The sequence below is a fragment of the Alphaproteobacteria bacterium LSUCC0396 genome (assembly GCA_041228345.1).
Taxonomy (GTDB): Bacteria; Pseudomonadota; Alphaproteobacteria; order Puniceispirillales; family Puniceispirillaceae; genus UBA3439.
Map to the genome: position 1 here is coordinate 679,996 of CP166131.1, position 25,110 is coordinate 705,105.

The 25,110-nt window shown below is 54.5% G+C and carries 25 protein-coding genes and 1 other RNA gene; 8 read left to right on the forward strand and 18 right to left on the reverse strand.

Going from position 1 to position 25,110, the window contains the following annotated elements; translation table 11 throughout:
• Window positions 1–7: 7 nt before the first annotated feature.
• The 10 genes from AB8881_03460 to AB8881_03505 all read right to left on the reverse strand — a co-directional run bounded on the left by AB8881_03460 (window position 8) and on the right by AB8881_03505 (window position 6,144).
• Window positions 8–547 carry a YbgC/FadM family acyl-CoA thioesterase gene (locus AB8881_03460; protein XDZ63954.1) on the reverse strand — a complete coding sequence of 180 codons (540 nt, stop codon included), beginning with the start codon at window positions 545–547 and terminating at the stop codon, window positions 8–10.
• A gap of 3 nt (window positions 548–550) precedes the next feature.
• Window positions 551–1,615, reverse strand: coding sequence for a Holliday junction branch migration DNA helicase RuvB (gene ruvB, locus AB8881_03465; protein ID XDZ63955.1), 1,065 nt, complete (start codon window positions 1,613–1,615; stop codon window positions 551–553).
• On the reverse strand, window positions 1,612–2,253 hold the full coding sequence (gene ruvA, locus AB8881_03470) for a Holliday junction branch migration protein RuvA (protein ID XDZ63956.1): 642 nt from the start codon (window positions 2,251–2,253) through the stop codon (window positions 1,612–1,614). The genes ruvB and ruvA overlap by 4 nt, the downstream gene beginning before the upstream one ends.
• Entirely contained in the window at window positions 2,250–2,828 is a 579-nt protein-coding gene (ruvC, locus tag AB8881_03475) for a crossover junction endodeoxyribonuclease RuvC (GenBank protein ID XDZ63957.1), read from the reverse strand. Before ruvC ends, ruvA begins: the two co-directional genes overlap by 4 nt.
• 9 nt (window positions 2,829–2,837) lie before the next feature.
• Window positions 2,838–3,578, reverse strand: coding sequence for a YebC/PmpR family DNA-binding transcriptional regulator (locus AB8881_03480; protein XDZ63958.1), 741 nt, complete (start codon window positions 3,576–3,578; stop codon window positions 2,838–2,840).
• Between the two features lie 229 nt (window positions 3,579–3,807).
• A complete protein-coding gene (locus AB8881_03485) occupies window positions 3,808–4,605 on the reverse strand; it encodes a YmdB family metallophosphoesterase (GenBank protein ID XDZ63959.1) in 798 nt (265 codons plus the stop codon).
• Between the two features lie 43 nt (window positions 4,606–4,648).
• Complete coding sequence (locus AB8881_03490) at window positions 4,649–5,293, reverse strand: 5-formyltetrahydrofolate cyclo-ligase (GenBank protein XDZ63960.1); 645 nt, start codon at window positions 5,291–5,293, stop codon at window positions 4,649–4,651.
• A gap of 31 nt (window positions 5,294–5,324) precedes the next feature.
• A non-coding RNA gene (ssrS, locus tag AB8881_03495) (6S RNA) lies at window positions 5,325–5,481 on the reverse strand.
• Between the two features lie 13 nt (window positions 5,482–5,494).
• Complete coding sequence (locus AB8881_03500; protein ID XDZ63961.1) at window positions 5,495–5,860, reverse strand: cell division protein ZapA; 366 nt, start codon at window positions 5,858–5,860, stop codon at window positions 5,495–5,497.
• A complete protein-coding gene (locus AB8881_03505) occupies window positions 5,857–6,144 on the reverse strand; it encodes a hypothetical protein (GenBank protein ID XDZ63962.1) in 288 nt (95 codons plus the stop codon). The genes AB8881_03500 and AB8881_03505 overlap by 4 nt, the downstream gene beginning before the upstream one ends.
• 326 nt (window positions 6,145–6,470) lie before the next feature.
• Here AB8881_03505 and tkt point away from each other — a divergent pair, with 326 nt between their 5' ends.
• The 7 genes from tkt (at window position 6,471) to AB8881_03540 (ending at window position 14,550) form a co-directional block, all read left to right on the forward strand.
• Window positions 6,471–8,447 carry a transketolase gene (gene tkt, locus AB8881_03510; protein XDZ63963.1) on the forward strand — a complete coding sequence of 659 codons (1,977 nt, stop codon included), beginning with the start codon at window positions 6,471–6,473 and terminating at the stop codon, window positions 8,445–8,447.
• A gap of 125 nt (window positions 8,448–8,572) precedes the next feature.
• Entirely contained in the window at window positions 8,573–9,580 is a 1,008-nt protein-coding gene (gene gap / locus AB8881_03515) for a type I glyceraldehyde-3-phosphate dehydrogenase (protein ID XDZ63964.1), read from the forward strand.
• 76 nt (window positions 9,581–9,656) lie between these two features.
• Complete coding sequence (gene efp / locus AB8881_03520; protein ID XDZ63965.1) at window positions 9,657–10,223, forward strand: elongation factor P; 567 nt, start codon at window positions 9,657–9,659, stop codon at window positions 10,221–10,223.
• Between the two features lie 23 nt (window positions 10,224–10,246).
• Window positions 10,247–11,056 (forward strand): inositol monophosphatase, encoded by an 810-nt coding sequence (locus AB8881_03525; GenBank protein ID XDZ63966.1) that lies wholly within the window; start codon window positions 10,247–10,249, stop codon window positions 11,054–11,056.
• A 278-nt stretch (window positions 11,057–11,334) separates the two neighbouring features.
• Window positions 11,335–12,390 carry a MotA/TolQ/ExbB proton channel family protein gene (locus AB8881_03530; GenBank protein XDZ63967.1) on the forward strand — a complete coding sequence of 352 codons (1,056 nt, stop codon included), beginning with the start codon at window positions 11,335–11,337 and terminating at the stop codon, window positions 12,388–12,390.
• A gap of 5 nt (window positions 12,391–12,395) precedes the next feature.
• Window positions 12,396–13,586, forward strand: coding sequence for a peptidoglycan-binding protein (locus AB8881_03535; GenBank protein XDZ63968.1), 1,191 nt, complete (start codon window positions 12,396–12,398; stop codon window positions 13,584–13,586).
• Window positions 13,587–13,875: 289 nt separating this feature from the next.
• Window positions 13,876–14,550 (forward strand): hypothetical protein, encoded by a 675-nt coding sequence (locus AB8881_03540; protein ID XDZ63969.1) that lies wholly within the window; start codon window positions 13,876–13,878, stop codon window positions 14,548–14,550.
• Between the two features lie 20 nt (window positions 14,551–14,570).
• On the opposite strand, the gene AB8881_03545 is transcribed toward AB8881_03540, so the two are convergent.
• The gene (locus AB8881_03545) at window positions 14,571–16,391 is read right to left on the reverse strand and encodes an ABC transporter transmembrane domain-containing protein (GenBank protein ID XDZ63970.1); all 1,821 of its coding nucleotides are present in this window, start codon (window positions 16,389–16,391) and stop codon (window positions 14,571–14,573) included.
• A gap of 179 nt (window positions 16,392–16,570) precedes the next feature.
• Between AB8881_03545 and rpmE the strand changes: the two genes are divergently transcribed.
• A complete protein-coding gene (rpmE, locus tag AB8881_03550) occupies window positions 16,571–16,792 on the forward strand; it encodes a 50S ribosomal protein L31 (protein XDZ63971.1) in 222 nt (73 codons plus the stop codon).
• Window positions 16,793–16,931: 139 nt separating this feature from the next.
• On the opposite strand, the gene ppdK is transcribed toward rpmE, so the two are convergent.
• The 7 genes from ppdK to AB8881_03585 form a co-directional block, all read right to left on the reverse strand.
• Window positions 16,932–19,601, reverse strand: a complete 2,670-nt coding sequence (gene ppdK, locus AB8881_03555) for a pyruvate, phosphate dikinase (GenBank protein XDZ63972.1) — start codon at window positions 19,599–19,601, stop codon at window positions 16,932–16,934.
• 8 nt (window positions 19,602–19,609) lie between these two features.
• Window positions 19,610–21,679: a glycine--tRNA ligase subunit beta gene (gene glyS, locus AB8881_03560; GenBank protein XDZ63973.1), complete on the reverse strand. Its 2,070-nt coding sequence runs from the start codon at window positions 21,677–21,679 to the stop codon at window positions 19,610–19,612.
• Window positions 21,672–22,586 carry a glycine--tRNA ligase subunit alpha gene (locus tag AB8881_03565; protein XDZ63974.1) on the reverse strand — a complete coding sequence of 305 codons (915 nt, stop codon included), beginning with the start codon at window positions 22,584–22,586 and terminating at the stop codon, window positions 21,672–21,674. The genes glyS and AB8881_03565 overlap by 8 nt, the downstream gene beginning before the upstream one ends.
• Before the next feature lie 75 nt (window positions 22,587–22,661).
• On the reverse strand, window positions 22,662–22,904 hold the full coding sequence (locus AB8881_03570) for a hypothetical protein (protein ID XDZ63975.1): 243 nt from the start codon (window positions 22,902–22,904) through the stop codon (window positions 22,662–22,664).
• Window positions 22,905–23,021: 117 nt separating this feature from the next.
• Complete coding sequence (locus AB8881_03575; GenBank protein ID XDZ64501.1) at window positions 23,022–23,852, reverse strand: S49 family peptidase; 831 nt, start codon at window positions 23,850–23,852, stop codon at window positions 23,022–23,024.
• 56 nt (window positions 23,853–23,908) lie between these two features.
• Entirely contained in the window at window positions 23,909–24,739 is an 831-nt protein-coding gene (locus AB8881_03580; GenBank protein XDZ63976.1) for a tRNA1(Val) (adenine(37)-N6)-methyltransferase, read from the reverse strand.
• Between the two features lie 97 nt (window positions 24,740–24,836).
• The gene (locus AB8881_03585) at window positions 24,837–25,052 is read right to left on the reverse strand and encodes a DUF2007 domain-containing protein (protein ID XDZ63977.1); all 216 of its coding nucleotides are present in this window, start codon (window positions 25,050–25,052) and stop codon (window positions 24,837–24,839) included.
• Between the last annotated feature and the right edge of the window lie 58 nt (window positions 25,053–25,110).

The window sequence follows — 25,110 nt, forward strand, 5'->3', positions numbered from 1 at the left end:
CTTAATATCAATCTAGGTCTATCAGACCGGAAAATTTGGCTTTAACCGCCGCCGGAAGTCGGCAGATTTTCGGTTTTGTGTCATGTTTATCCGCCCCATGAGAGACCACAACTAGCCCTATGTCTACGACAAGTCGGGCAAGAATATGGCGATTTTCACAATTTATGATTTTTTGGTGCAATTTCAGTGATGCGCCGCCAAGCCGCAGTAAACTGCTTTCAACCTCAAGCACGTCACCAAGGCGTGCCGGTAACTGGAAATCAATCTCGATCCGGCTCACCACAAAGCCCATCTTATCATTGGTCAGCATCGCCGGCTGATCAATGCCGAGACAGCGCAGCCATGCCGAACGCGCCCGCTCGGCAAAGGCCAGATATTGTGCATGATAGACAATCGCACCAGCGTCGGTATCTTCATATTGAACCCGCAGCCAATAGCGGTGAAAGCCATTATCAAAGCCGCCATCTAGAGTGAAATTTGGATTGGTGTCGGGGCGCATGTTGCCGCCTGTGCCCGGCTGGGAATTTTGCCACTCGTCTGTCATCATATCCTATTCGACATCCGCGTCATCACCGGCAATCCGTGTCAGCAGATCAAGCTGTTTGGTCGCCGCGGCAGGCGGCGTCATGCCAAGATAGGCCCATCCTGCAACCGACAGACAGCGTCCGCGCGGCGTTCGCATCAACAGGCCAGTTTGCATCAAATAAGGTTCGATCACCTCTTCAAGAACATCGCGCTGTTCCGACAATACCGCCGCCAAGGTTTCAACCCCGACCGGCCCGCCAGCATAGGATTCTGCCAAGCAAGAGAGATAACGCCTATCCATCTGATCAAGGCCGCTAGCATCAACCTCAAGCCGGTGCAAGGCCGCGTCCGCCACCGACGCCGTTACCGTCCCCGCCGCCTCAACCGCCGCAATATCACGCACCCGCCGCAATAGCCGACCAGCCACCCGCGGCGTACCGCGGGCGCGCCGGGCAATTTCGGCAGCACCATCTGCACCAAGGTCAAGCCCCAGCTTTGCTGCCTGTTTGGTCAGGATCAGTGACAATTCATCGGCGTTATAGAACTGCATCCGCATCTGAATGCCGAACCGGTCACGAAGCGGCGTCGTCAATAATCCCGAACGCGTTGTCGCCCCAACCAGCGTAAAGGGCGGCAAATCAATCCGCACCGAACGCGCCGATGGCCCTTCACCGATAATCAGATCAAGCTGAAAATCCTCCATCGCCGGATAGAGCACCTCTTCGACCGCCGGTGCGAGGCGATGAATTTCATCAATGAACAAAACGTCGCGCGGGCGTAAATTGGTCAATAGCGCAGCAAGATCGCCAGCGCGCGCAATCACCGGCCCCGAGGTAGCCCGAAACCCAACCCCCAATTCAGCGGCGATAATCTGTGCCAATGTTGTCTTGCCAAGACCGGGCGGGCCATGCAGCAAACTATGATCCATCGCATCGCCGCGATCACGCGCCGCATGGATAAATGTTTCCAGATTGCGCCGCCCATTGCCCTGCCCGATAAATTCGACAAGCGAGGTCGGCCGCAGCGCATTATCATGACGATCCTGATGTTCCCCAGCAACGAGGCGACCGGCATCATCCGATTGGGTCATGTTCCCATCTCCCGCAGCGCCGCCGCAATCACATCTGACAGATTATCACTGGCTGCATTTGCCTGCACCCGCATCACCGCGCCATGCGCTTCTGCTCGTCCATAGCCAAGATTGACCAAAGCCGAAACCGCATCCAAGAACAGGCCAGATGCCGCCGCACCAGCACCGACGCCAGATAAACCGCCAGCACCGCCGCCAGCATCACCGATCGCCAAAGCGCCGCCAAGACTGGATATTTTGCCAATTTTTTCGCCAAGTTCATTTACCACACGCTGGGCAATTTTTGGCCCCACACCATCGGCGCGCGCCACCATCGCCTTGTCGCCAGCGATAATTGCAGTGGTCAGGTCATGTGGTGCCAGAACCGACAAAATCGCCATCGCCGCTTTTGCGCCGACGCCCTGCACGGTGATTAGCAGTCGAAAGGCGTCACGTTCGCCAAGATCCAAGAACCCGAACAGGGTCATGCTGTCCTCGCGCACCTGCATCTCGGTCAATAATGTGACCTCACCTGACATCGTGGCAATCTGGCCTTGTGTTCGGCCTGAAACATGAACCGCATAGCCAACCCCCTGAACATCAAGAACCGCCTGCTGGTCACCGCTATGCACTATGGTACCACGCAATTGCGCAATCATCTCTTGCCCCCGTTATTGGCATCATCTCGGGCAAGCGCCGCAGCAATCGCCGCCGACAGGCCGTTTGCCGCTTGTCCCTTGATTAATCCTACCTCGACTGGTGCAAGTGTTCCAGCCTCATTACTTGCTGCAATCGCAATTGCCAGCGCATCAGCAGCATCAGCGTTCTTTGCTGTCACCGCCAGTAATCGTGTCACCATTTCCTGAATTTGTTTTTTATCTGCAGCCCCTGTGCCGGCAACGGCTTTTTTGACAGCGCGCGCCGAAATCTCGCCAACGGTAAGGCCATGAGTCCCACATGCCAGCAAGCCAACCCCGCGCGCCATGCCAAGGCGTAACGCCGACCCAGCTGACTTTGCGACAAAAATCTGCTCAATCGCGGCCTGATCCGGTCGGTGCTGGCCAATCACATCACACAGCCCGTCATATATAATTTTTAGGCGGGCAGCATCGGCAAGGGCTGGTTTCGGCTGAATAGCGCCATTGGCAATATGCTGTAAACGCCCAGCGTCAACCGCGACAATGCCCCAGCCAGTAGACCGTAATCCGGGGTCAATACCGAGAATCCGCATCATCTGCCCTGCTTAGGTAAGCTTGGCAATGACATCATCCGAGATATCAAAATTTGATGACACATTCTGAACATCATCATTATCGTCCAGCGCATCCAGCAGCTTTAGCAAGGTTGCAGCCTGCGCCTCGTCAACGGCGATGAGGTTTTGCGGCTTCCATGTAAGGCCTGATTCCTCTGGCGCACCAAAGGCGGTTTCCAACGCCTCACGCACAGCGTTGAAATCATCCGGCGCACAGATCACCTCATGGCTGCTATCGTCAGAGTCAACATTATCCGCACCCGCCTCAAGAACCGCCTCAAACATTGTATCGGCATCGGCCACATCAGCCGGATAGATAATCTGCCCGACACGATCAAACATAAAGCTGACCGATCCAGTTTCACCCAGCGAGCCGCCAAATTTATTAAACGCAGCGCGCACTTCTGATGCGGTACGGTTGCGGTTATCGGTCATTGCATCGACGATCAAAGCGGTGCCGCCCGGGCCATAGCCCTCATAGCGGATTTCATCATAATTTTCGCCCTCACCGCCCTCGACACGTTTCAATACACGCTCGATATTGTCTTTGGGCATATTGGCAGCGCGCGCCGCCGAAAGTGCCAAGCGCAACCGCGGATTTGAGTCAGGATCGGTACTGCTGCGTGCGGCAACGGTAAGTTCTTTGATCAACCGTCCGAAAACCTTTGCGCGTTTTTTGTCCTGCGCCCCTTTGCGGTGCATGATATTTTTGAATTTGGAATGGCCTGCCATGATCTCTAAATGCTTTATCTGCTGTGACACGTGTTTTTGGGCGCACCGCAATGGCACGCTCCAACCCGAAGAGGGTATAGCAGATCAAGTCTTTAGGAGCCAGCCTTGCGGTTCATTTTTCATGATGACCCGCTTTTATAACGGCCCGCTTTCATAACGGCCGGTGATTTTTCATCATATGCGTACCGCCACGCCAGATAGGGTTGCCCATCGCGGCTTTTGCGCCAATTTAGCTGGCAGCCAAAACCCCGCCACGGCGCAACGGGTAAATCGCGCTGGCAAGTCCGGTCTCGCCAGTTTCAACAATAACACCGCAAAGCGTAACTGGCCCCAGCGCAACCGAAAGCCGGCTGTTGCCCCGACCGATAAACCGGTCAGTTGCCGCCGCTTTATCCATGCCGATCACACTGTCATAATCGCCGCACATACCGGCATCGGTCTGATAGGCGGTACCGCCGGCTAGGATCCGATGATCGGCGGTTGGCACATGGGTATGCGTGCCCACGACGAGCGATGCCCGGCCATCAGCATAATGCCCGAGCGCCATCTTCTCTGATGTTGCCTCGCCATGCACATCAATCAGAATAAAATCGGCGTCTCGGCCCAGCTTGTTGCGAACCAGCGCATCATTCAGTGCGGCAAAAACCGGGTCATTGGGTGCCATAAAAAGATTGGTCATCAAATTTGCCGCTACTAGGCTCTGGCCTTTTGCGTTTGTAACCTTTGCAATGCCTTTACCCGGGGTGCCCTCGGCCATGTTCAGCGGCCGCAACAGACGCGGCTCCGCAGCGATATAATCGATGATTTCTTTTTTATCCCAGACATGGTTACCCGTGGTCAGCACATCCGCGCCAGCCGCAAACAATGCCTCACAGATTTTTGGCGTAATACCAAAGCCACCGGCCGCGTTTTCACAATTCACGACAATGAAATCAAGCCCAAGCTCGCAACGCAGACCGGGCAATTGCTCGATCACCTCATTGCGCGCCGTCCGGCCAACAATGTCTCCCAAAAACAACACGCGCATTGTGGTTTACCCTCGTTAATTAATCACCATTGACCAGCGATCATCAATCAGCTGTCAAACCGCCATTTTCGTGCGGTACCAGCGGCAACAAACCCGACGGCGTCAGCACCCCATCTAGCGGCATGTCATAGGGGCCAACCGGTATTTTGTCCAGCTTTTGGCCCTCATAGGCGATGCCCAGCACCGTAATCTGGTACCCCGCGCCACGCAAAACTGCGATCGTGCGATCATAAAACCCGCCCCCATAACCCAGCCGCCACCCAGCCTGATCATAGGCCAGCATCGGCGCCAGAATCACATCTGGCCGGCATAATGCACAATCTGCCGGCGGCTGTTTTGTGCCATAGGGGCCATCATCCAGACGATCGGTCACCGCCCAGCGATGAAAGCGCAAAGGCTGGCCCTTGGCGGGCGTTATCGGCAATGATGTCACGCAACCAAGACCACCAAGACGCCCCAGCAGGTCAAGCGGCGATAATTCGCTGCGGATCGGAAAATACGCGGCATAGATACCCGTGCCAAAGCGGTTTATCAATGTTTCAGCATGATCAGCAAGGGCGCGCGCCGCATCGGGTTCGGCCGCGGCCAGTTTCGCGCGGGTCAGTGCTGTCAGTTTCCGACAAGCAGCTTTGGCGGCGGCTGGATCTTCGCTGGAAAAACCAGCCGAGGGAGATGAGGGAGGTGACATTAAAGCCTCTTGGACACGCAAGAAGAAAGCGGCGAAAACCACCTGTAACCGTCGGTGTATTCATCCTCTGTGACCTGCTTTGCAGGTGGGTGCCACATAACCAAACCACGGCCCGGCCAGAGGCAGCTCCCGAGAGAAAATTTATGGCCCCAGGGATCGAAAAACCAAACGCGAAAAAGCAGTCGTCGCCTAATTGATCATTTAGGGTTTTGTTACGTCAGATGCAAGCATTGATGTTAGCCGGGCAATCCGCAGCGCCGCATCTTCCAGTGCAGCAGCAGCCCGGTCTTCGCTTTCGGTACTGGCGGGTGTTGCTGGCTGTTCATTATCTGCCGGTGCGGCCTGCCCATTATTTACCGTTGCTGGCGCACTGGCACGATCAGCCAGAATAAGCGCCACCATTGCCAGTAATCGCGCCTCGCCAATCTGGCCAACGGCACCGATTAGCGACTGCATGATCGATTCGACCTCAGCGCCCAAATTGGCGACATGATCTTCCTCGCCTGCCCCACAGCCAATCTGGTAGGGGTGTCCATTTAACCGGATGGTGACCACTGACTGGCTCATTCGCTATCGCCTTTCCCGCTGGCTTCAGCAGTATTTTGGGCAGCAGTATTTTGGGCAGCAGTATTTTGGGCAGCAGCGATTTGGGCAGCATCAATTTCAGCAACCATTGCGATGGCCGCGCCAAGCTTGGCTTCGATTTCGCTTACCTCATCCACAAGCGCCGCGAGGTGTTTTGATGACGCGCTATCGGCCGGTGCCCCCCCAGATGATGCCGTTTTAAAGGCCGATTCCAAGGCTGCAAGCGCATCGGCTAGTTGTTTTTCGGCATTTTGCAATCGCGTCATTAACCGTCACATCTCTCTATTCTGCAAGTGCCGCGCCTGACATATGGCTCTCACTTTGGCCGCCAACTAGCATGGGATTAGACTTATTTTTTCTCTTGAACATAATATGTTATGAGATGAACTTTGCCTGATTCACGAATCGAAATAAAGCGCAAAATGTGACTAATCCCATAAAGATGGCCCTTATGCCTTTCGTAATCTTACTGTTGGTGCATTGACGAACGCGCCCAACAAGGGCAAATTGCGGCTCATCATTTCTCTCGTGATTGGGCTGGAAAACGGCGCGTTCACGGGGACATTCAAAACAGCGGTCTTTGGAGGCTAGGATGCCGAATTCGTCTCAACGTCAAACTATGGCAAATGCGATTCGGGCACTGGCCATGGACGCTGTTCAGGCCGCAAATTCCGGTCATCCGGGCATGCCAATGGGCATGGCTGATGCGGCGACCGCACTGTTCTGTGATCATATGAAATTTGATGCTGCCAGCCCGAACTGGCCGGATCGTGATCGTTTTGTGCTGTCTGCGGGTCATGGCTCGATGCTGATTTATGCGCTGTTGCACCTTACCGGTTATCAAGACATGACCATCGATGAGATTCGCAACTTCCGCCAGCTTGGTGCGCGCACGGCCGGCCATCCGGAATTTGGTCACGCAGATGGAATTGAAACTACGACCGGCCCGCTTGGTCAGGGAATTGCGAACGCGGTTGGGATGGCGATGGCTGAACGTCATCTGGCCGCGCGCTATGGAGATGATCTTGTGGATCATTATACCTATGTTATCGCGGGTGATGGCTGCCTCATGGAAGGGGTCAGCCATGAGGCCGCGTCGATGGCAGGCCATATGAAGCTAGGCCGGTTGATTGTGTTGTTTGATGATAACAGCATCTCAATTGACGGTAGAACCGACCTTGCCATATCTGATGATACGGTTGGCCGGTTTGCGGCCTATGGCTGGCAGGTATTAAGCTGTGATGGGCATGATATGGATGCCGTGTCCGCCGCGATCAGCGCGGCCAAAGACGATAACCGACCCAGCCTGATCTGTTGCAAAACCATCATTGGCCTTGGCGCACCGAACAAGCAGGGCACATCCGGCGTTCATGGTGCGCCGCTTGGTGATGCCGAAATTGCGCTGGCACGAGAACATCTGGGCTGGACGCATCCTGCCTTTGAAATTCCGGCCGATATTCTGGCTGCATGGCGGGCAGTCGGTGCCAACGGGGCACGCGCCCACAAGGCGTGGCAAGATCGTCATGCCGCAAGCCAGCACCGCACCGCCTTTGACGCCGCCATCAAGAATGATTTTGACCAGCCGGTCGCCGCTGCGGTTCTCGCATGGAAAGAAGCGCTGGCCAGCAACCCGCAAAAACTGGCAACCCGGGTTGCCAGCCAGAAAGCCATTGAAGCGATTTTACCCGTCTGCCCGACCCTGTTTGGCGGATCAGCCGATTTGACCGGATCAAACAATACCCGCGTCGCTGATCACAGCATTTTTGATCACGGCAATTATGGCGGCACCTACATTCATTACGGCGTTCGCGAACATGGTATGGCCGCCGCGATGAACGGCATCGCGCTGCATGGTGGGGCGATACCCTATGGTGGCACATTTATGGTCTTTACCGATTACTGCCGCCCCTCCATTCGCCTGTCAGCGCTGATGGGCCAGCGTGTCATTTATGTGATGACGCATGACTCTATCGGGCTTGGCGAAGACGGGCCAACGCATCAACCGGTTGAACATCTGGCGGCTTTGCGTGCAATTCCGAATTTGCTGACATTCCGCCCGGGCGACGCGGTGGAAACTGCCGAGGCATGGCAAACCGCACTTAAGGCCAAAACAACCCCATCAATTCTGGCGCTTAGCCGGCAAGGGCTTGGCCAGTTCCGCAGCGGCGATATGCGCGAAAACAAAACCGCCAAAGGCGGCTATGTCGCGGCTGATTGCAATGGCACACGCCAGATCACCTTGATGGCATCAGGATCCGAGGTCGGCATCATCATCGCAGCGCAGAAGATGCTGGCTGATAGCGGCATTCAAGCGGCGGTTGTGTCAATGCCGTGCCTTGATTTATTTGCGATGCAGGATGCGGGCTACCGAAAGGATGTTTTGGGCACTGCGCCGCGGATTGCAGTCGAGGCCGGCCTGCGGCAAAGCTGGGATTGGTTGCTGGGCGAGAATGACCATTTTATCGGCATGAGCGGATTTGGCGCCTCTGCACCGATTGACGATCTTTATAATCATTTCGGCATTACCGCTGAGGCAGTTGTTGCCGCTGCAAAGAGCCAAATCGCCTAGGCAAAGGTGGGCCCCCCCAGACCGCAAATAATATCATCAAATTACTAATATCATCAAATTACGGCCGCCCGATCAAAGGCCGTCAAAAGCAAACATATCGAATTAGACACCAAGGAGACAGTTTCGTGACATTACGATTGGCAATCAGCGGGTTTGGCCGTATCGGCCGGATGACACTTCGTGCGGTTCAGGAAATGAAGCGCAGTGACATGGAGGTTGTGCTTATCAACAGCCCCGGACCAGTTGAAACATCGGCGCATCTTTATGAATTTGATTCCGTTCATGGCCGCGCAACCGGCAGCGTTACCCATGGTGATGACTGGATGGATGTCGGCAGCGGCAAGATTCATATGAGCCGTGAACGCGATCCAGCCAATATCCCGCATGCCAAGCTAGGTGTTGATATCGTTCTGGAATGTTCCGGCAAATTCAACAGCCGTGACGCATCAGCCGCGCATCTTGCCGCTGGCGCGAAAAAGGTGCTGGTATCTGCACCGTGTAAAAATGCCGACCAAACGATTGTGTTTGGGGTGAATGACAATTTGCTGACCGCGGCCGCCGACATCGTATCAAACGCATCATGCACCACCAACTGCCTCGCCCCTGTTGCCAAGGTTCTGGCCGACAGCGTTGGCATCGAGGCTGGCTATATGACAACGATCCACGCCTACACAGGCGATCAGCCAACGCTGGATTCCAGCCATAAGGATTTGCGCCGCGCCCGCGCTGCGGCCATGTCGATGATCCCAACATCAACCGGAGCCACAAAGGCGGTTGGCGAGGTATTGCCGCAATTGCAAGGCAAGATGACCGGATCGGCCATTCGGGTGCCGACGGCAAATGTATCGGTCGTCGATCTTGTCGTTACAACAAGCCGCGATACATCCGTTGACGAGATCAACCAGCTGTTAAGTGCGGCGGCAAACGGGCCGATGAAAGGCGTTCTTGGTGTGAATGAGCGGCCGCTTGTTTCAATTGATTTTAACCATGATCCGCATTCTTCGGTTGCCGACCTGACCCAAACAAGCGTATTGAACAATCGCTTGGTACGGGTGCTGGCATGGTATGATAATGAGTGGGGCTTTTCCTGCCGGATGCTGGACAACGCCGCCGCCATTGGCAAATTTCTGTAGGCATAGAGACCTAGCCTGCGACGGACACTAACGCCTAGCAACAAGGTTTGGCAAAAAGGTTAATGAGGGTTTAGCAATGAAACTAAATGGAAATGCCGTCAAACCCGGCAATGTAATCGAACATAATGGCCGCCTCTGGACCGCCGTGAAGGTTGCGCATGTTAAGCCCGGCAAAGGCGGCGCATTTGCCCAGATCGAGCTGCGCGACATCCGCGATGGCACCAAACTTAATGAGCGGTTCCGGTCATCAGAAACAGTTGAGCGGGTGATCCTTGATGAGGCTGAATGTACCTTTCTTTACGACGAGGGCGACCATCTGGTATTTATGCATTCCGAAACATTTGAGCAGATCAGCATTGGCAAAGATATGGTTGGTGATCGCGCCGCCTATTTGCAAGATGGCATGATTGTCACCATGTCCAGCCATGAAGGCGACCCGATTTCTGTCGAGCTTCCTGACACTGTTGTTATGGAAGTTGTCGAAGCTGATGCCGTGGTCAAAGGACAGACTGCATCATCATCCTACAAGCCCGCCGTGCTGGAAAATGGCGAACGTGTGATGGTGCCTCCGCATATTGAAACGGGAACACGCATTGTTGTGCGCCCCGAAGATGCAAGCTATGTAGAGCGTGCAAAAAACTGAATTTTAGAGTTACAGGACTTTTTATGGCAACCCGTTCGGCCCTTATCAATGTTATGCACAAGGCAGCAACAGCCGCTAGCCGCAATATGCTCCGCGATTTTGGCGAGGTCGAGAATTTGCAGGTTAGCCGCAAAGGTCCGGCCGATTTTGTCTCGCGCGTTGACACGAATGCCGAGCGCATCATCAAGGCAGAGCTGTCAAAGGCGCGCCCGGATTGGGGCTTTGAAATGGAAGAAAGCGGGATTACCGCTGGCGCCGATCCCGATGCCCCTTGCTGGATCGTGGATCCACTGGACGGCACCTCCAATTACCTGCACGGGATTCCGCATTTTGCTATTTCGATCGCCGTTCGCGATAAAGGGAAAATTACCGCTGGGCTGGTTTTTGACCCGTTGCGCCATGAGTATTTCTTTGCCGAAGCCGGATCGGGAGCCTATGTAAACGATCGCCGGTTGCGCGTTTCCGGCCGCCGGAACATGGCCGATTCCATCATGGCGACCGGCATCCCGTTTATCGGCCGCGGCAGCGACGAAGATCATGCGCTATTTTCCCGTGAATTATATAATATCATGGGTGTCAGCGCCGGTGTTCGCCGCTTTGGCTCGGCAGCTCTTGATCTTGCCTATGTCGCGGCGGGCCGGTTTGACGGTTACTGGGAACATGGCTTGCAAAGCTGGGATATTGCTGCTGGTATATTGCTGGTGCGCGAGGCGGGTGGCTTTGTATCTGATTTTGCGTCGCGCGACCGGGTCTTGCAAAGTGGCGATGTTGTTGCTGCCAATCCGGCGCTTCATGCCGAGTTGTTAAAACATCTGGCAAAAGCACGCTCTTAGGTTTTTCACCAATATAATCAGTTTATTACGTCGCATGGTAAGCCGCCTTTCGCGCCGAAATGCGGGCGCGCTTGCTTGCACGGCGCGGCCGGCAAAGCATCGTTTGATTGAAATCTTCAATGACAACCGTTTGCTTCAATGCTTGCGAATATTCACAATCCTGCCATTGTTTTATGCCAATGAGGTTTAGAGTGTCATTTCGGAAGTGGATGTAGCATCGGATTTGCCGCCAGATTTGCTGCCAGAGTCGCCGCCAGAGTCGCCTAGGAGATAAAATCATGGAAACCAACCCAAGACGATATCTTGTCAGAATGTTTATGTTCCTGCTTGCGGTTGGCACAATTGCTGGGCTGCTGGCAGCGCCATTAGAAGCCGCTTTTATGGGCAATCCGGCATTAAATGGCTTGATCCTTGGCGCATTTTCTATTGGCGTTCTATATATCATGCGGCAGACATTGCGGCTGACGCCCGAGCGCAATTGGCTGCTCGCGGTAAAGTCTACCGGCAAGCTGGACCCACCGGAACGTCGGCCGGTTCTGCTAGCAACGGTTTATGCAATGCTGGCAGATTCGCGCCATGACGCACAATTATCGGCATTATCATTGCGCTCGGTACTGGACGGGGTCGCTGCCCGCCTTGATGAAGGCCGCGAGATTTCGCGCTATATGATTGGATTGCTTGTATTTCTTGGGCTTCTTGGTACCTTTTGGGGGTTGCTTCAGACAATTGGTGCCGTGGGCAATGTTGTTGGCTCGATCGACACGAATAGCAGTAATTTTGAAGCGATGATGGGGCAGTTGCGTGTTGGGCTTGATGCACCGCTTTCCGGCATGGCGACCGCATTCTCATCATCATTATTTGGCCTCGCTGGCTCTTTGATCCTCGGTTTTCTGGACCTCCAGCTTGGTCAGGCAATGGGCCGGTTTTTTAACGAGCTGGAAGATTGGCTGTCAGCATTTGCCCGCTTTAATGATAGCAGCCCATCAGCCGCGCAAGCGCAAAGCCCGCTTGCGAGTGGAATGAGCGAAGAGGCCGCCCGCGCGCTTTTGGCATTGTCGCAATCGATCGAAAAAGGTGAGGCCAACCGCGAGCGTATGCTCGAGCAGGTATCACTTTTGAACAGTACGATCGCGCAGATGCATGAAGCATTGCTTGACGATCGGCGGATCCGTGACCAATTGGCTCAATTAAACGCCAATATCCTCCAGCTATCCGAAGATTTACGCACCGATCGAAACCAGCGAACGGATATTGTTGCCAGTGAATTGCGCGGCCTGTCATCATCAATTGCCACGATGATGGATTTAAAAACCCGTCGCAGCAAAGCGGACTAGCGGCAATGGCGCTGGCAAGGATTGGCAATGCACGCCGGGTCGAAAATTTTACCTGGCCCGGATTTGTTGATGCATTAGCAACTTTGCTGATGGTCATCATTTTTGTGCTGATGGTGTTTGTGCTAATCCAAGTGAACCTCGCCTATCGGGTATCAGGTCAGGATGCCACCCTTGGCGAGATGCGCCAACAGCTTGCCTCACTTAGCGAATTATTGAATATCGAACGGCGCGCCAGTGCCGACCTTGCCGCCAACCTAGCGCAAATCACCAACCAATTGAACAGCAGCAACGCCGGTCGTACCGAGCTTGAGGCAGAGTTAAGCAGCGTTCAGGCGGCACTCACCATGCGCAATAGTGAGATAGCAAAATTGGCCGCAAGACAGGCAGATATCGAGGCCAGCCTTGCCGCAGCGCGGGCCAGTTTAGAAGAGAGGCTTGGCGCCTTACAGCTTGCCGAGGGGCAGTTAGCAATGGCCCAAGCCAAAAACCAAAGCGCGACAAATAAGATCGGGACATTGTCAGCAGAGATCACTGCATCCAAGGCCGAGACCGAGGCATCCCGCGCTGAAGTCGCTGAAATGACCAGAGCCTTGGCCGCTTTGAGACTGCGCATCGAAGACCTAACCAACCTTCTTGCCGAAAAGGAACGCGAGACAACGCGTGACAAAGTCGCGATTGCCAATCTTGGCCGGTCATTAAACAATGCGCTGGCGACCCGTGTTCAGGAATTACAGCGTTTCCGTTCGGAATTTTTTGGCCGCCTCCGTGACGTGCTAAAAGGCCGTGATGATGTACAGATTGTCGGTGACCGTTTCGTCTTCCAGTCCGAAGTTCTTTTCGCGCAAGGTCAGGCTGAAATCGGCCCGCAAGGTCAAGAACAGCTTGCCAAGCTGGCAATTACCCTTGCCGATATTGCGCAGAAAATTCCGGGCGACATAAATTGGATTTTGCAGGTCGACGGCCATACCGACAATGTGCCAATTCGTGCTGGCCGCTATGCCGATAACTGGGATCTATCGACCGAACGCGCTCTATCAGTGGTGCGCTATCTCAATCAGCAGGGTTTACCTGCCAACCGGCTTGCGGCTGCCGGTTACGGCGAATACCAGCCGCTTGACGCCAGTGACAGCGCCAATGCCCGCCGCAAGAACCGCCGGATTGAGTTGAAAATCACCCAGCGTGTGGCGATAAAGTAATCTAGCCCTACCCCATTTCCGCATTATCAATCATGCCGCCATCTGGACTCAAAGCCATGTAATTTGCGCTTTTTGACGCTTTAGGACTATCCTTTCGGATATGACGAGATTGCGCCTAAAAAGGATATCAAGCTGTCGGTGGATATCGGGGCGCAAGCGCGGTTTCATTGCCTGCCTGTTATTTATCAGCCCGGGCATTATGGGCGGCTGCATCATTGCCTAACCGCGGCGGCAGAGCACGGCGTTTGAAACCGTTATATTTGCCGAAAATCTTGAGGATCTATCGCTGGTGCCGTCCGCGATACCAGTTGACGGCGACGAGCTCCAACTGCCATCTATTCATCAGGCGGTTATCCCGCCGCCTGTGGGCGCAGACTTTGACCGGCCAGTTTTTAATGAACTAGTTGGCATCGAAACTGGATTGTTTCTGCCCAACCTTGTCACCACGTATTTCATAGCGCCACGCCGGTTACAGTTTGATCAATCCATCACCCCTTTCTACGATGATAAAAATCTGCCGTCGCTGGGCTATTATAGCCTGCAAACAATCATACCGACCGCCACATTCACCAAACCGATGGTCACAAGCCTGACGCACGCTATTGAGCTTAGCGTGCTGTGCCACTGCTTTGACGATGGTGACATCGCACGCTTTTCTGGTGGCGGCTTGATCGACATAGATTTCACCGCTGAAACCGCTCAGATCCGCGAAATCAACCTTGAGGACGGGCAACAGCATAGCCTTCAGGGCACCATTAATTTTCGAGTTAGCAACGAGATTAACAGCTTTGAAGATGATGATGCGCAAATCTGGATGCGGTTGAATGAAAATATCGGGCAACAATGGGGTGGCACAGTGAAAGGCGCATTTCAAACCTCGCTAGAAACACTGGTCAACGGGCATTTCACCGCCCAAAAAGATAGCGGGGATGTGAGTATGATCGGGCGCTTTGGAACCTCGTAAAATTCATGTTCTCGTCTTTATCAGACCTTTGGAATTGAAAATTGCAATTCAGCAAGGGTTCGGTAGAGTGCGGATTCAGCCATCAGCGTTTCGTGGGTGCCCTCGGCAATGAGCCTGCCCCGATCCATCAGCAAAATCCGGTCGGCGCGCACCACAGTCGCCAGTCGGTGCGCAATAACAAGGCTAGTGCGGTCGGTCATCAGATTTTCCAATGCGTGCTGGACTGCCGCCTCTGATTGCGCATCAAGTGCGCTTGTGGCCTCATCGAGCAGCAATAGACGCGGGTTGCGCAAAATTGCCCGTGCAATGGCAATTCGCTGGCGCTGCCCGCCTGATAGTCGCACACCTTTTTCGCCGACAAACGCATCATAACCACCCTCAATCGCCATGATGAAATCATGCGCCTGCGCCTGTTTTGCGGCCGCGATGATGGCAGCATCATCAGCATCCGGCTGACCAAAGGCAATATTGTCACGCAGCGATGCAGAAAAAAGTGCCGATTGTTGTGGAACCAAACCGATATGCGCACGAAGATCGGCAAGCGATAAATCACGAAGATCAATGCCGCCTATCCGCACCGCACCACCAACCGGATCATAAAACCGCAACAAAAGATAGAAAATGGTCGATTTGCCAGCCCCGCTTGGCCCGACGATCGCGACCCGCTCACCCGCTTTAATGGTAAAGCCAACGTCGCTGATTGCTGGCCGGTTCAGTGCCGCCGGATAGGCAAATTGCACGCCAGCAAATTCACACGCCGTCGGCGCAGCCGGATCAATCAGTTGTGGGCACGCTGACGCGGGCAGGCTAGCCTCGGTATCCAGCAGCTGGGCGATCCGTTCAGCCGCACCGGCGGCGCGCTGAAGGTCACCGGCAAGCTCGGATAGAAAGCCGGTCGAGCTTGCCACCAAGAAAGCATAGAAAATAAACGAAGACAGATCACCGGCGCTGATCCGTCCGGCCATCAGATCCTGCCCGCCAATCCATAGGATGACGCCAATACCGCTAAACACCAGAAAAATAACAATTCCGCTGAGCAACCCTCGAAGCCGCACTCTGGCAAGGCCTGCCGACAATGATAGATCAACCGCCCGTTCAAAATTACCTTTCACGAACTGTTCGCGGCCAAAGGCCTGAACCGTACGGATTGCACTGACCGTTTCCTCGGCCTCAACCCCAACATCGGCAAGCCGGTCTTGTGCAAGCCTTGATGCAGTGCGCAGCCGTCGCCCCATGAAAATCAGCGGCACCACCACCAACGGCACCACCACCAAAACAACAAGCGACATTTTCGGGCTGGACAGAACCACCATTACCAAACCGCCGATTAACAGCAGGAAATTACGCGCCGCCATCGACAGCGTCGAGGTCATCACTGTTTGCACAATGCTCGTATCGGTTGTAATTCGCGATAGCACATCACCGGTTCGGGCATTTTCAAACCAACCCGCCGACAGCGTAATCGCATGACCAAAGATGGCGCGGCGGATATCAGCCAAAACCATCTCGCCAATCTTATTCACCATGCTGGTCCGAAGATAACTACCAAAGGCCAGCACGACAGCGATCATCGCCGTCGTCAAGACCGCCCGATCCAGCAAAGCCGGATCGCGTTTACCAAGACCCTCATCAACAAGATAAGCAAGCCCGCGCCCCATGCCCAACAAGGCGCCAGCAACCATCGTCAAGGCCAGAATCGCCAGCGCGATTCGGAAACGATGCGGTAATAGATAGGGCCAGAACACCGCCAATAATTGGCGACTGCTGTAGCTGCGGGCCGGCGCTCCTGCCTGATCATGGTTAAATACTGCTCCCTGATCACTTTTTTGCCCTGTTGTCATGTTCTAACCCCAACTTTTCATCGATCAGCCCATCAGTGATCTATTTTTAGACCGGAAGGGCTTGCTTCTCGTCGCTATAGGGGATATACCACCAGCGCTGTTTGTTGGCGAGGATCATTCTGCCGCATGGCAAATCAAGCATTAAAGACAAGCAGTAAAGTGTAAAACCGGAGACCGGCATGAAAAAAGATATTCACCCAGATTACCACGAAATCACCGTTGTAATGACCGATGGCAGCGAACATCCGACGCGCTCAACCTGGGGCAAGCCCGGCGATGTGTTAAAACTCGACATTGACCCAAAGACACACCCAGCATGGACTGGTCAGCACCGTATCCTTGATTCTGGCGGCCAGGTGGCTCGCTTTAACAAGCGTTTCGGTGGACTCGGCATCAAATAAGACAGAGGCCAAGATAACGCGAGAGCAATCTTGCAATACGACAAAAGCCAGCTTAACGCTGGCTTTTTTCTTGCGCGGATCTATTAGTCATGCCGAGCCAGCTATGAGAGGCCAATTATGAGGGGCCAATTATGAGGGGTCAGCTATGCCGTGATTTGATTGTTGCCTGCGCCGCGGCAAGGCGTGCCGCCGGCACCCGGTAAGGCGAGCAGGACACATAATCAAGGCCAACCTTTTCAAAGAATAATATTGAATCGGCATCACCGCCATGTTCACCGCAGATCCCCAGCTTGATATCGGGCCGCGTTATCCGGCCACGCTCGACACCCATTTCGACAAGCGTGCCAACCCCCTCAAGATCGATCGATACAAACGGATCAACTGGATAAATATCTTTATCGGCATAGTCATGCAGGAACGAGCTAGCATCATCACGGCTGATGCCAAGCGAGGTTTGCGTCAGGTCATTTGTGCCAAAGGAAAAGAATTCTGCCTCAACGGCCAAATCAGATGCACAGATTGACGCGCGTGGCAATTCAACCATGGTTCCGACAAGATACAATATGGTGATGCCTGTTGCCGCCATAACCGCCGTTGCAGCTGTATCAATTTCCGCCTTACAAAGCGCGATTTCCTTGGCCGTTGCAGCCAGCGGCACCATAATTTCAGGGATTGGCGCGTGGCCGGTTTTCTGAGCAACCGCACAGGCTGCCTCAAAAATTGCCGTTGCCTGCATCCGGCAAATTTCTGGATAGGTGACTGCTAGCCGGCAACCACGGTGGCCAAGCATCGGATTTGTTTCAGCCAGTTTAACTGCGCGCTGGCGTGCCGTTTCAATCGTCACCCCTGCCGCCGCCGCAACTTCGGCCAATTCATCGGCGGAATGCGGCAGAAACTCATGTAACGGCGGATCAAGCAGCCTTATTGTTACCGGCAAACCCGCCATGATGGTGAATAATTCCTCAAAATCACGACGCTGCATCGGCAATAGCTTGGCAAGCGCTATTTCGCGGCCTGCTGTATCAGCGGCCATAATCATCTGGCGCATCGCAATAATCCGGTCAGCGTCAAAAAACATATGTTCGGTGCGGCAAAGACCGATGCCCTGTGCACCAAAATCAAGCGCAACACGCGCCTCGGTCGGGGTTTCGGCATTCGTGCGCACTTCCATGCGGCGCACGTCATCAGCCCAGTCCATAACACTGGCAAACGCCCCAGACATTTTTGGCTGAATTGTATCAACCTTGCCTGCATAAACCTCGCCGCTAGTCCCATCAATGGTGATGATATCGCCCTCGACCAACACATGATCAGCGATAAAGACCTTGCCGCCAACCTCGTCAAAGCGCACATCACTGGCACCCGAAACACACGCCCGCCCCATGCCACGTGCCACCACCGCCGCATGGCTGGTCATCCCGCCACGCGCCGTCAAAATACCAACGGCGGCGTGCATCCCGTGAATATCCTCAGGGCTGGTTTCAAGACGCACCAGAATCACATCCTCGCCGGCAGCCGCCATTTCCTCGGCACGGTCAGCGTTCAACACAATCTTTCCGCAAGCAGCCCCGGGTGAGGCCGGCAGGCCGCGTGCCAATATGGTTTTTTCAGCAGCAGGATCGAGCGTCGGGTGAAGCAGTTGATCAAGCGCATTCGGATCAACCCGGCATAACGCCTCATCTCGGGTGATCAGCCCTTCATCAGCCATCTCAACAGCCATCCTCAGCGCGGCCTCGGCAGTGCGTTTGCCGCTGCGCGTTTGCAGCATATAAAGCACGTTCTGCTGCACGGTAAATTCAAGATCCTGCATATCTCGGTAATGCGCTTCAAGCGTTTTGCGAACGGCATCAAGCTGGGCAAACACTTCGGGCATTGCTTCTTGCATTGACGGGGCATCACCGCCCACAATCTGGCGCGCCGCCGCGGTAAGCGGCAATGGCGTGCGGATACCTGCCACCACATCTTCGCCCTGCGCATTGATCAGGAATTCGCCATAAAAACTGTTTTCACCGGTTGACGGGTCACGCGTGAAGGCAACGCCGGTCGCACAATCTTCACCCATATTGCCAAACACCATCGCCTGAACATTCACCGCGGTTCCCCACGCGGCCGGAATATTGTTCAACCGGCGATACATCACCGCACGGGCGTTCATCCAGCTGGTAAAAACGGCCCCAACAGCGCCCCATAGCTGTTCCCAAGGGTCTTGCGGAAAGGCAATGCCCGCCTCGTCCAGAACAATATCCTTGTAGCTTGCGACCAGTGTTTTAAGGTCATCGCCGCTAAGTTCGGTATCTTCAAAAACACCACGCTGTAGCTTCATATCTTCGAGCGCGTCCTCAAACAGCCCGTGATCAACCTCAAGCACGACATCACTATACATCTGGATAAACCGGCGATAGCTGTCATAGGCAAAACGCGCATCATCAGCCCGGGTTGCCAGCCCTTCGGCGGTGGCATCATTCAGCCCGAGATTAAGCACCGTATCCATCATGCCGGGCATTGATGCGCGCGCACCCGAGCGCACCGAAACAAGCAACGGGTTCGCCGGATCGGCAAAGCAGGTACCGGTTTCTGTTTCGATTTTCGCAATCGCGCTGCGCACCTCGGCGTCTAGCGTATCGGGGTAGGTTTTATCATGGTCATAAAAATGGGTGCAAACTTCGGTGCTGATGGTAAATCCGGGCGGAACCGGCAAGCCAATAGAGCTCATCTCGGCCAGATTAGCACCCTTACCGCCCAGCAAATTACGAAATGACGCATCACCATCAGTGCCGATTTTGCCAAAACTATAAACCCATTTTGTCATGTCTTTAATCAGCCCTCTATTTTCGTGAAATCAGCCACGGATAGCATCTTCTCACGGATCATTGCCAACAATCCAAGCCTGTTTAGCCGGATCGCCGGATCATCATCATTCACAACAATCTTATCAAAAAACACATCAATGGGGGAACGCAACGCACCAAGCGCGGCAAGCTGCGCGTCGATAGTTCCTGTATTCGCCGGCATTGTCGATAATGGGGCGAAAAGGTCTTTCTCAATCGGGGTAAATAATGCCGGATCACACGCCGCCGCAAAAGACGTTTTAGCCTTTTTCTCTTCGGCAGCAAGAATACTGCTGACCCGCCGCCAGCCCGCCATTAATCCACTGCCATCCGCTGCCTCAAGAAACCCAGCCAGCGCCAACGCACGGGCCACCATCAGGCAGACATCATCACCATCATCACCGGCCAGCGCCGCCGCCACGACATCATGCCGCATATTCTGATCGCGAAGATAGCCGCGAAGCCGGTCACGAATAAACGGTAACAGATCAGCATCAACCGCAGCAAAACCATATCCCTTGGCAGCCTCATCAAGGATCTTGCCAAGCGGAATGGTTAACTTTGCATCAACAATAATACGAATAACGCCCAAGGCCGCACGGCGCAGTGCAAACGGGTCTTTCGATCCGGTTGGCTTGGCTCCAATGCCAAAAAACCCGACAAGCGTATCAATTTTATCCGCAAGCGCAACCACCATAGCCTCAGGCGTTGGGGGCAGATCATCGGCTGGCCCTTGCGGCCGGTAATGCGCGGTAATGGCGGCACAGACGGCCGTATCCTCGCCGCCTGCGGCCGCATAATACCCACCCATGATACCTTGTAACTCGGGAAATTCACCAACCATGCCGGTGACCAGATCAGCTTTGGCAAGCCGGGCAGCCCGCACCGATGCCGCAATATCAATTGCCGGCATATGCTGTCCAATCGCGCTAGCCAAACCCTCCATACGGTTTGCTTTATCAAGGATTGAGCCAAGCCCTTCATAGAAGGTGACCTCGCCAAGCGATGGCAAATAGCTATCGAGCGGTCGGGTCTGATCCTGTTGCCAGAAGAATTCGGCATCGGCAAGGCGTGCCCGCAGCACGCGCTGATTACCTGCGACGATTACCTGATCACGTGCAGCCTCAGCAAGCCGGTTTGACAGCAGGATGAAATAGGGCGAGAACGCCCCCTTGGCATCACTAAGGGTAATGTATTTCTGATGCGTGGCGATGGTGGCTTGCAACAATTCTGGCGGCAACAGCATGAAGCGATCTTCGATCTTGCCCAGCAATGGTGTCGGCCATTCGACCAAACCGGAGATATCGTCTAGATAACTGCCAAGTTGCGCCTCATTGACGTGACAGGAATATGTTCCTGCCAGTTCCTTGGCCCCCTCAATGATCGCGGCGTGCCGTTCGTCTTGATCCAGCATCACATAACCGGCGCGTAAGCGGGCCTTCACATCATCAAGGCTGCGGACGCCAATAAGGTCGATATCAGCGGGCGCCTCAAAATAATGACCACAGCTTGTCGCACCAAATTGGATAGCACTGCCGCCACCAAGATCCAGCGTGCAGCCAAGTGGCTTGCCGTCAAACAAGACATTGATCCGGTGCAACGGCCGTACCCAGCGAAACTTACCCGCGCCCCAGCGCTGGCTCTTTGGCCATGGAAAATGGGTTAAAATGTCGGTTATAACCGGCGCCAGCAACTGGGCCGTGTTCACGCCAGCTATTTCGCTGCGGGCAAAGAAGAACCTGCCCTTCGGCGTGTCCTCTTCCACCAGTTCATCACGGGTTAGGCCGGCCGAGCTTAAAAAGCCATTGATTGCCGCCTCTGGTGCATCAACACGCGGGCCACGTTTTTCGACCACCCGGTCAGGCTGCGATGCGGTGATATCTGTGACATAAGCCAGCAGATGACGCGGCGCACAAAGGCCGGTTGCGGTGCTGTTTTCACCCCAGACGCCAAGCGTTGTTAGCGCCGCCTGAACAAGACGCGCCAGATCACGACCAGCCGCGGCCTGCATGCGGGCAGGAATTTCTTCCGAAACCAGTTCGATTACCAGATCAGCCATTCGTCGAACTCTCCGTTAGTCCCATCCATGCTTCACAGCATCCCTTGGCAAGGCTGCGCACACGCCCGATATAGGCGGCGCGTTCGGTAACCGAAATTACCCCGCGCGCATCCAGCATATTAAACAGATGGCTAGCTTTCATACATTGATCATAAGCCGGCAACACCAATGGCGTTTCCAGCGCAAGCAGGCGGCCACATTCGGCCTCGGCATCGCGGAAATGGCCAAGCAGCATATCAGTATCGGCCTGCTCAAAGTTCCAGCCGGAAAATTCAACCTCGGCGCGTTTAAAAATATCGCCATAGGTTTTCCCGCCGTCTTCGGCTGGCACACCGTCCCAATCAAGGTCATAGACATTTTCCACACCTTGAATATACATCGCCAATCGTTCCAAGCCATAGGTCAGCTCAAGCGGTACCGGATTGCATTCAATGCCGCCAACCTGTTGAAAATAGGTGAATTGCGAGATTTCCATCCCATCGCACCAGACCTCCCAGCCAAGCCCCCAAGCGCCAAGCGTCGGCGACTCCCAGTCATCCTCGACAAACCGGATATCATGTTTCGCGGGATCAAGCCCAATGGCCTTTAGCGAGTCCAGATACAGGGCCTGCGAGTCTGCGGGCGACGGCTTGAAGATCACCTGAAACTGATAAAAATGCTGCATACGGTTCGGATTTTCACCGTAGCGACCATCAGATGGGCGGCGTGATGGCTGCACATAGGCGGCCCGCCAAATCTCGTCCGGACCCAAGGCGCGCAAGGTCGTTGCCGGGTGAAATGTGCCAGCCCCAACCTCCATATCATAAGGCTGCAGAACAACCGCGCCCTGCTGCGCCCAATGGCGTTGAAGATTCAAAATAATCGACTGGAAATCAGTTCGAATTTCGTCACTTGGTGATGTTGGCATCCGTCACGCATCCTATTGCAAAAGATGCGCCAAAATTAGCCGGAAACCGCACCAAAAGGCAAGCAGTCGCTGCCGCTAATAAGGACAGTTTTCCCGATCGCAAGTCTCGCCGCTGACCCATGCCCCGCAAACCGTGCATTCCTGCAAATCGACAGATGCGCCATCATTGTTCTGTTTTGCTGATCCGCCCGTATCCTGATTTTTATCTGCCGCCTGATTGGCGATGTTTTTCTGACGCGCCTCAAAAAAACGAAATACCGTCCAGACCAGCCAGATCGCGGCAAAAAGACCAAGCAGTTTCGGTAGTGAGAGAACCATCGTTCAAAAATCCTTCATCATTGAGATGATTGGTTTCAGCAAAAAAGCACGCAAGAAAAGCGCTGGGCGCCCTCGATCATCGACAGGCCTATAACCCTTGCACAAGCCCGCGCATTTTTACAGCCCGAAACGCGAAAAATAGGCACGTTCAACCGCCAGACCTGCGGTTTCCTGCACCAGATGACTGCTCATCCCGGGCAAGCCAAGCGACAGAAAACTGCGCTTTGGCCCGATTTGCATTATCTCAGTATCCTCGCCAAATCGCTGCAACAGGGTTTGCCGACATTCGCCAATCCCATCAATCAGCCCAAGATCAAGCGCGCGCTGCCCCGTCCAGAAGGCACCGCTGAAAAGCTCGTCAGCTGCGCCTTTCAGCCGCGAGCCGCGTCTTGTTTCAACATGATTGATAAATTGTTGGTGAATATCTGCCTGAAGCGCCTTCAGCCGGCCCACCTCTTCATCACGTTCCGCCTGAAACGGGTCAAGCGTCATTTTGGCCTCACCAGCTGTGTAGACGCGCCGGTCAATGCCCAACTTGGCAATCGCCTTATCAAACCCAAAACCAGCCGAGATAACCCCGATCGAGCCAATCACCGACGCAGGATTGGCAAAAATCTCATCTGCCGATGCTGCCAACCAATAGCCGCCGCTCGCCGCTACATCCTCACAAAAAGCCAGAACTGGCACATCGGCCCGGCTGGCAAGATCGCGGATACGCTGACCGATCAATGATGATTGCACCGGCGATCCACCCGGCGAATTGATAATGAGTGCAACCGCCTTGGCCCGCTTGACCGAAAAGGCCTTTTTCAATTGCGGCTCAATCGCTTCAAGCGATAATCCGCGCCGCCCAAGACTGCCTGATTGGGCAATCACACCCGTTAGCCGCACCACCGGCACAATCGGCTTGTGGCGGCGCCAGAACATTAATTTGGAGAACAGCCCCATTTTCACTCAAATTCCCTTTATTGGTTTTAGCCCCAAGATATTTAGACCTGAAATATTTAGGCTTTGCGTGCCGGATGCATAATATAAAGGCCATCACCATTCATAATCCGGCTGGCCGCTTCGGTAAAGCTGCCATCATCATTATGCAGCACAAGGCCGGGTAAAATTGCACCCGGGCCATTAATGCCTTTACGCACCTGAACAATCACCCGCGCTGCCGGCACCATCGGCCGCGGCCATAGTGGAAATTGCAGCGTTTCAGATGCCCCCGACGCGGCAAACAAATGGATCAATTCAGCCGCCCTGTCGGCGCGGCAGATAAAACTGATCCGGCCGCGTGGTTTGGCCGCCCACAGCGCCGCCGTAACCCAGTCACCGAGTTCCAGCCCATCGCCAATATGCGCCAGCGCGCGCCGCTGATCCCGAGGCCTTGTGCCAGCCGCATAATGATAGGGCGGGTTGCTAACAACATGATCATAGCTGCCAGCAAGAACTGGCGGCATCTTGGCGATATCTTCACATAAGACGCGCAGCCGTGCATCAAAGCCGTTTGCCGCGACATTGCGTTGGGCTAACGCCGCCATCACCGGATCAATCTCGACCGCGGTAATCTGCACATTATCAAGCCTTTGGGCCAGACACAGGCTGACGCCACCAACGCCTGCCCCCATATCCAATATTCGGCCGCGATTTACCCCAACCGCTGCCGCCAGCAAAACCGCATCGCTGCCTACACGAAAGCCGCTTTTGGGCTGCATCACCGAAACGGTTTTTGCCAGCAGATGGTCGTGCGTTACCGCCAGATTATCCAACAGATCAGCCCTATTATCGCCAGCCTTATCATTGCCAGTTTTGGCGTCATCATCCGTTGTTAAATCCCGGGTCATACTGCCCTCACCCTCCAAAACCACTGGCCTTACATTACCGCAACGATCCAGCCATTTGGCGACAAGTGGTCAGCGGCCAGATTGATGATCTCACCGGTTAATCGTCAAAGAACTCGCCCGCATCTTCAAGCAGCGTTTTTGCGGCTAAACGCCGCTCTGCCGGTACCATGATTCGGCGCGGAAAGGCACCAATACCGGCCTCAAGCGCCGAAATATTTGCGTCAAACACAACTGCCTCGATACCGGCATCAGCCAGCAACGCCAGCAAAAATGACAGGCGAACGCCATTTGTCGTGCTAACAAGATGTTCCATACCGCCCTATCATGCCGCATATTCGCTAAATTACCAAGCACAGGCCTCGTAAATTCCC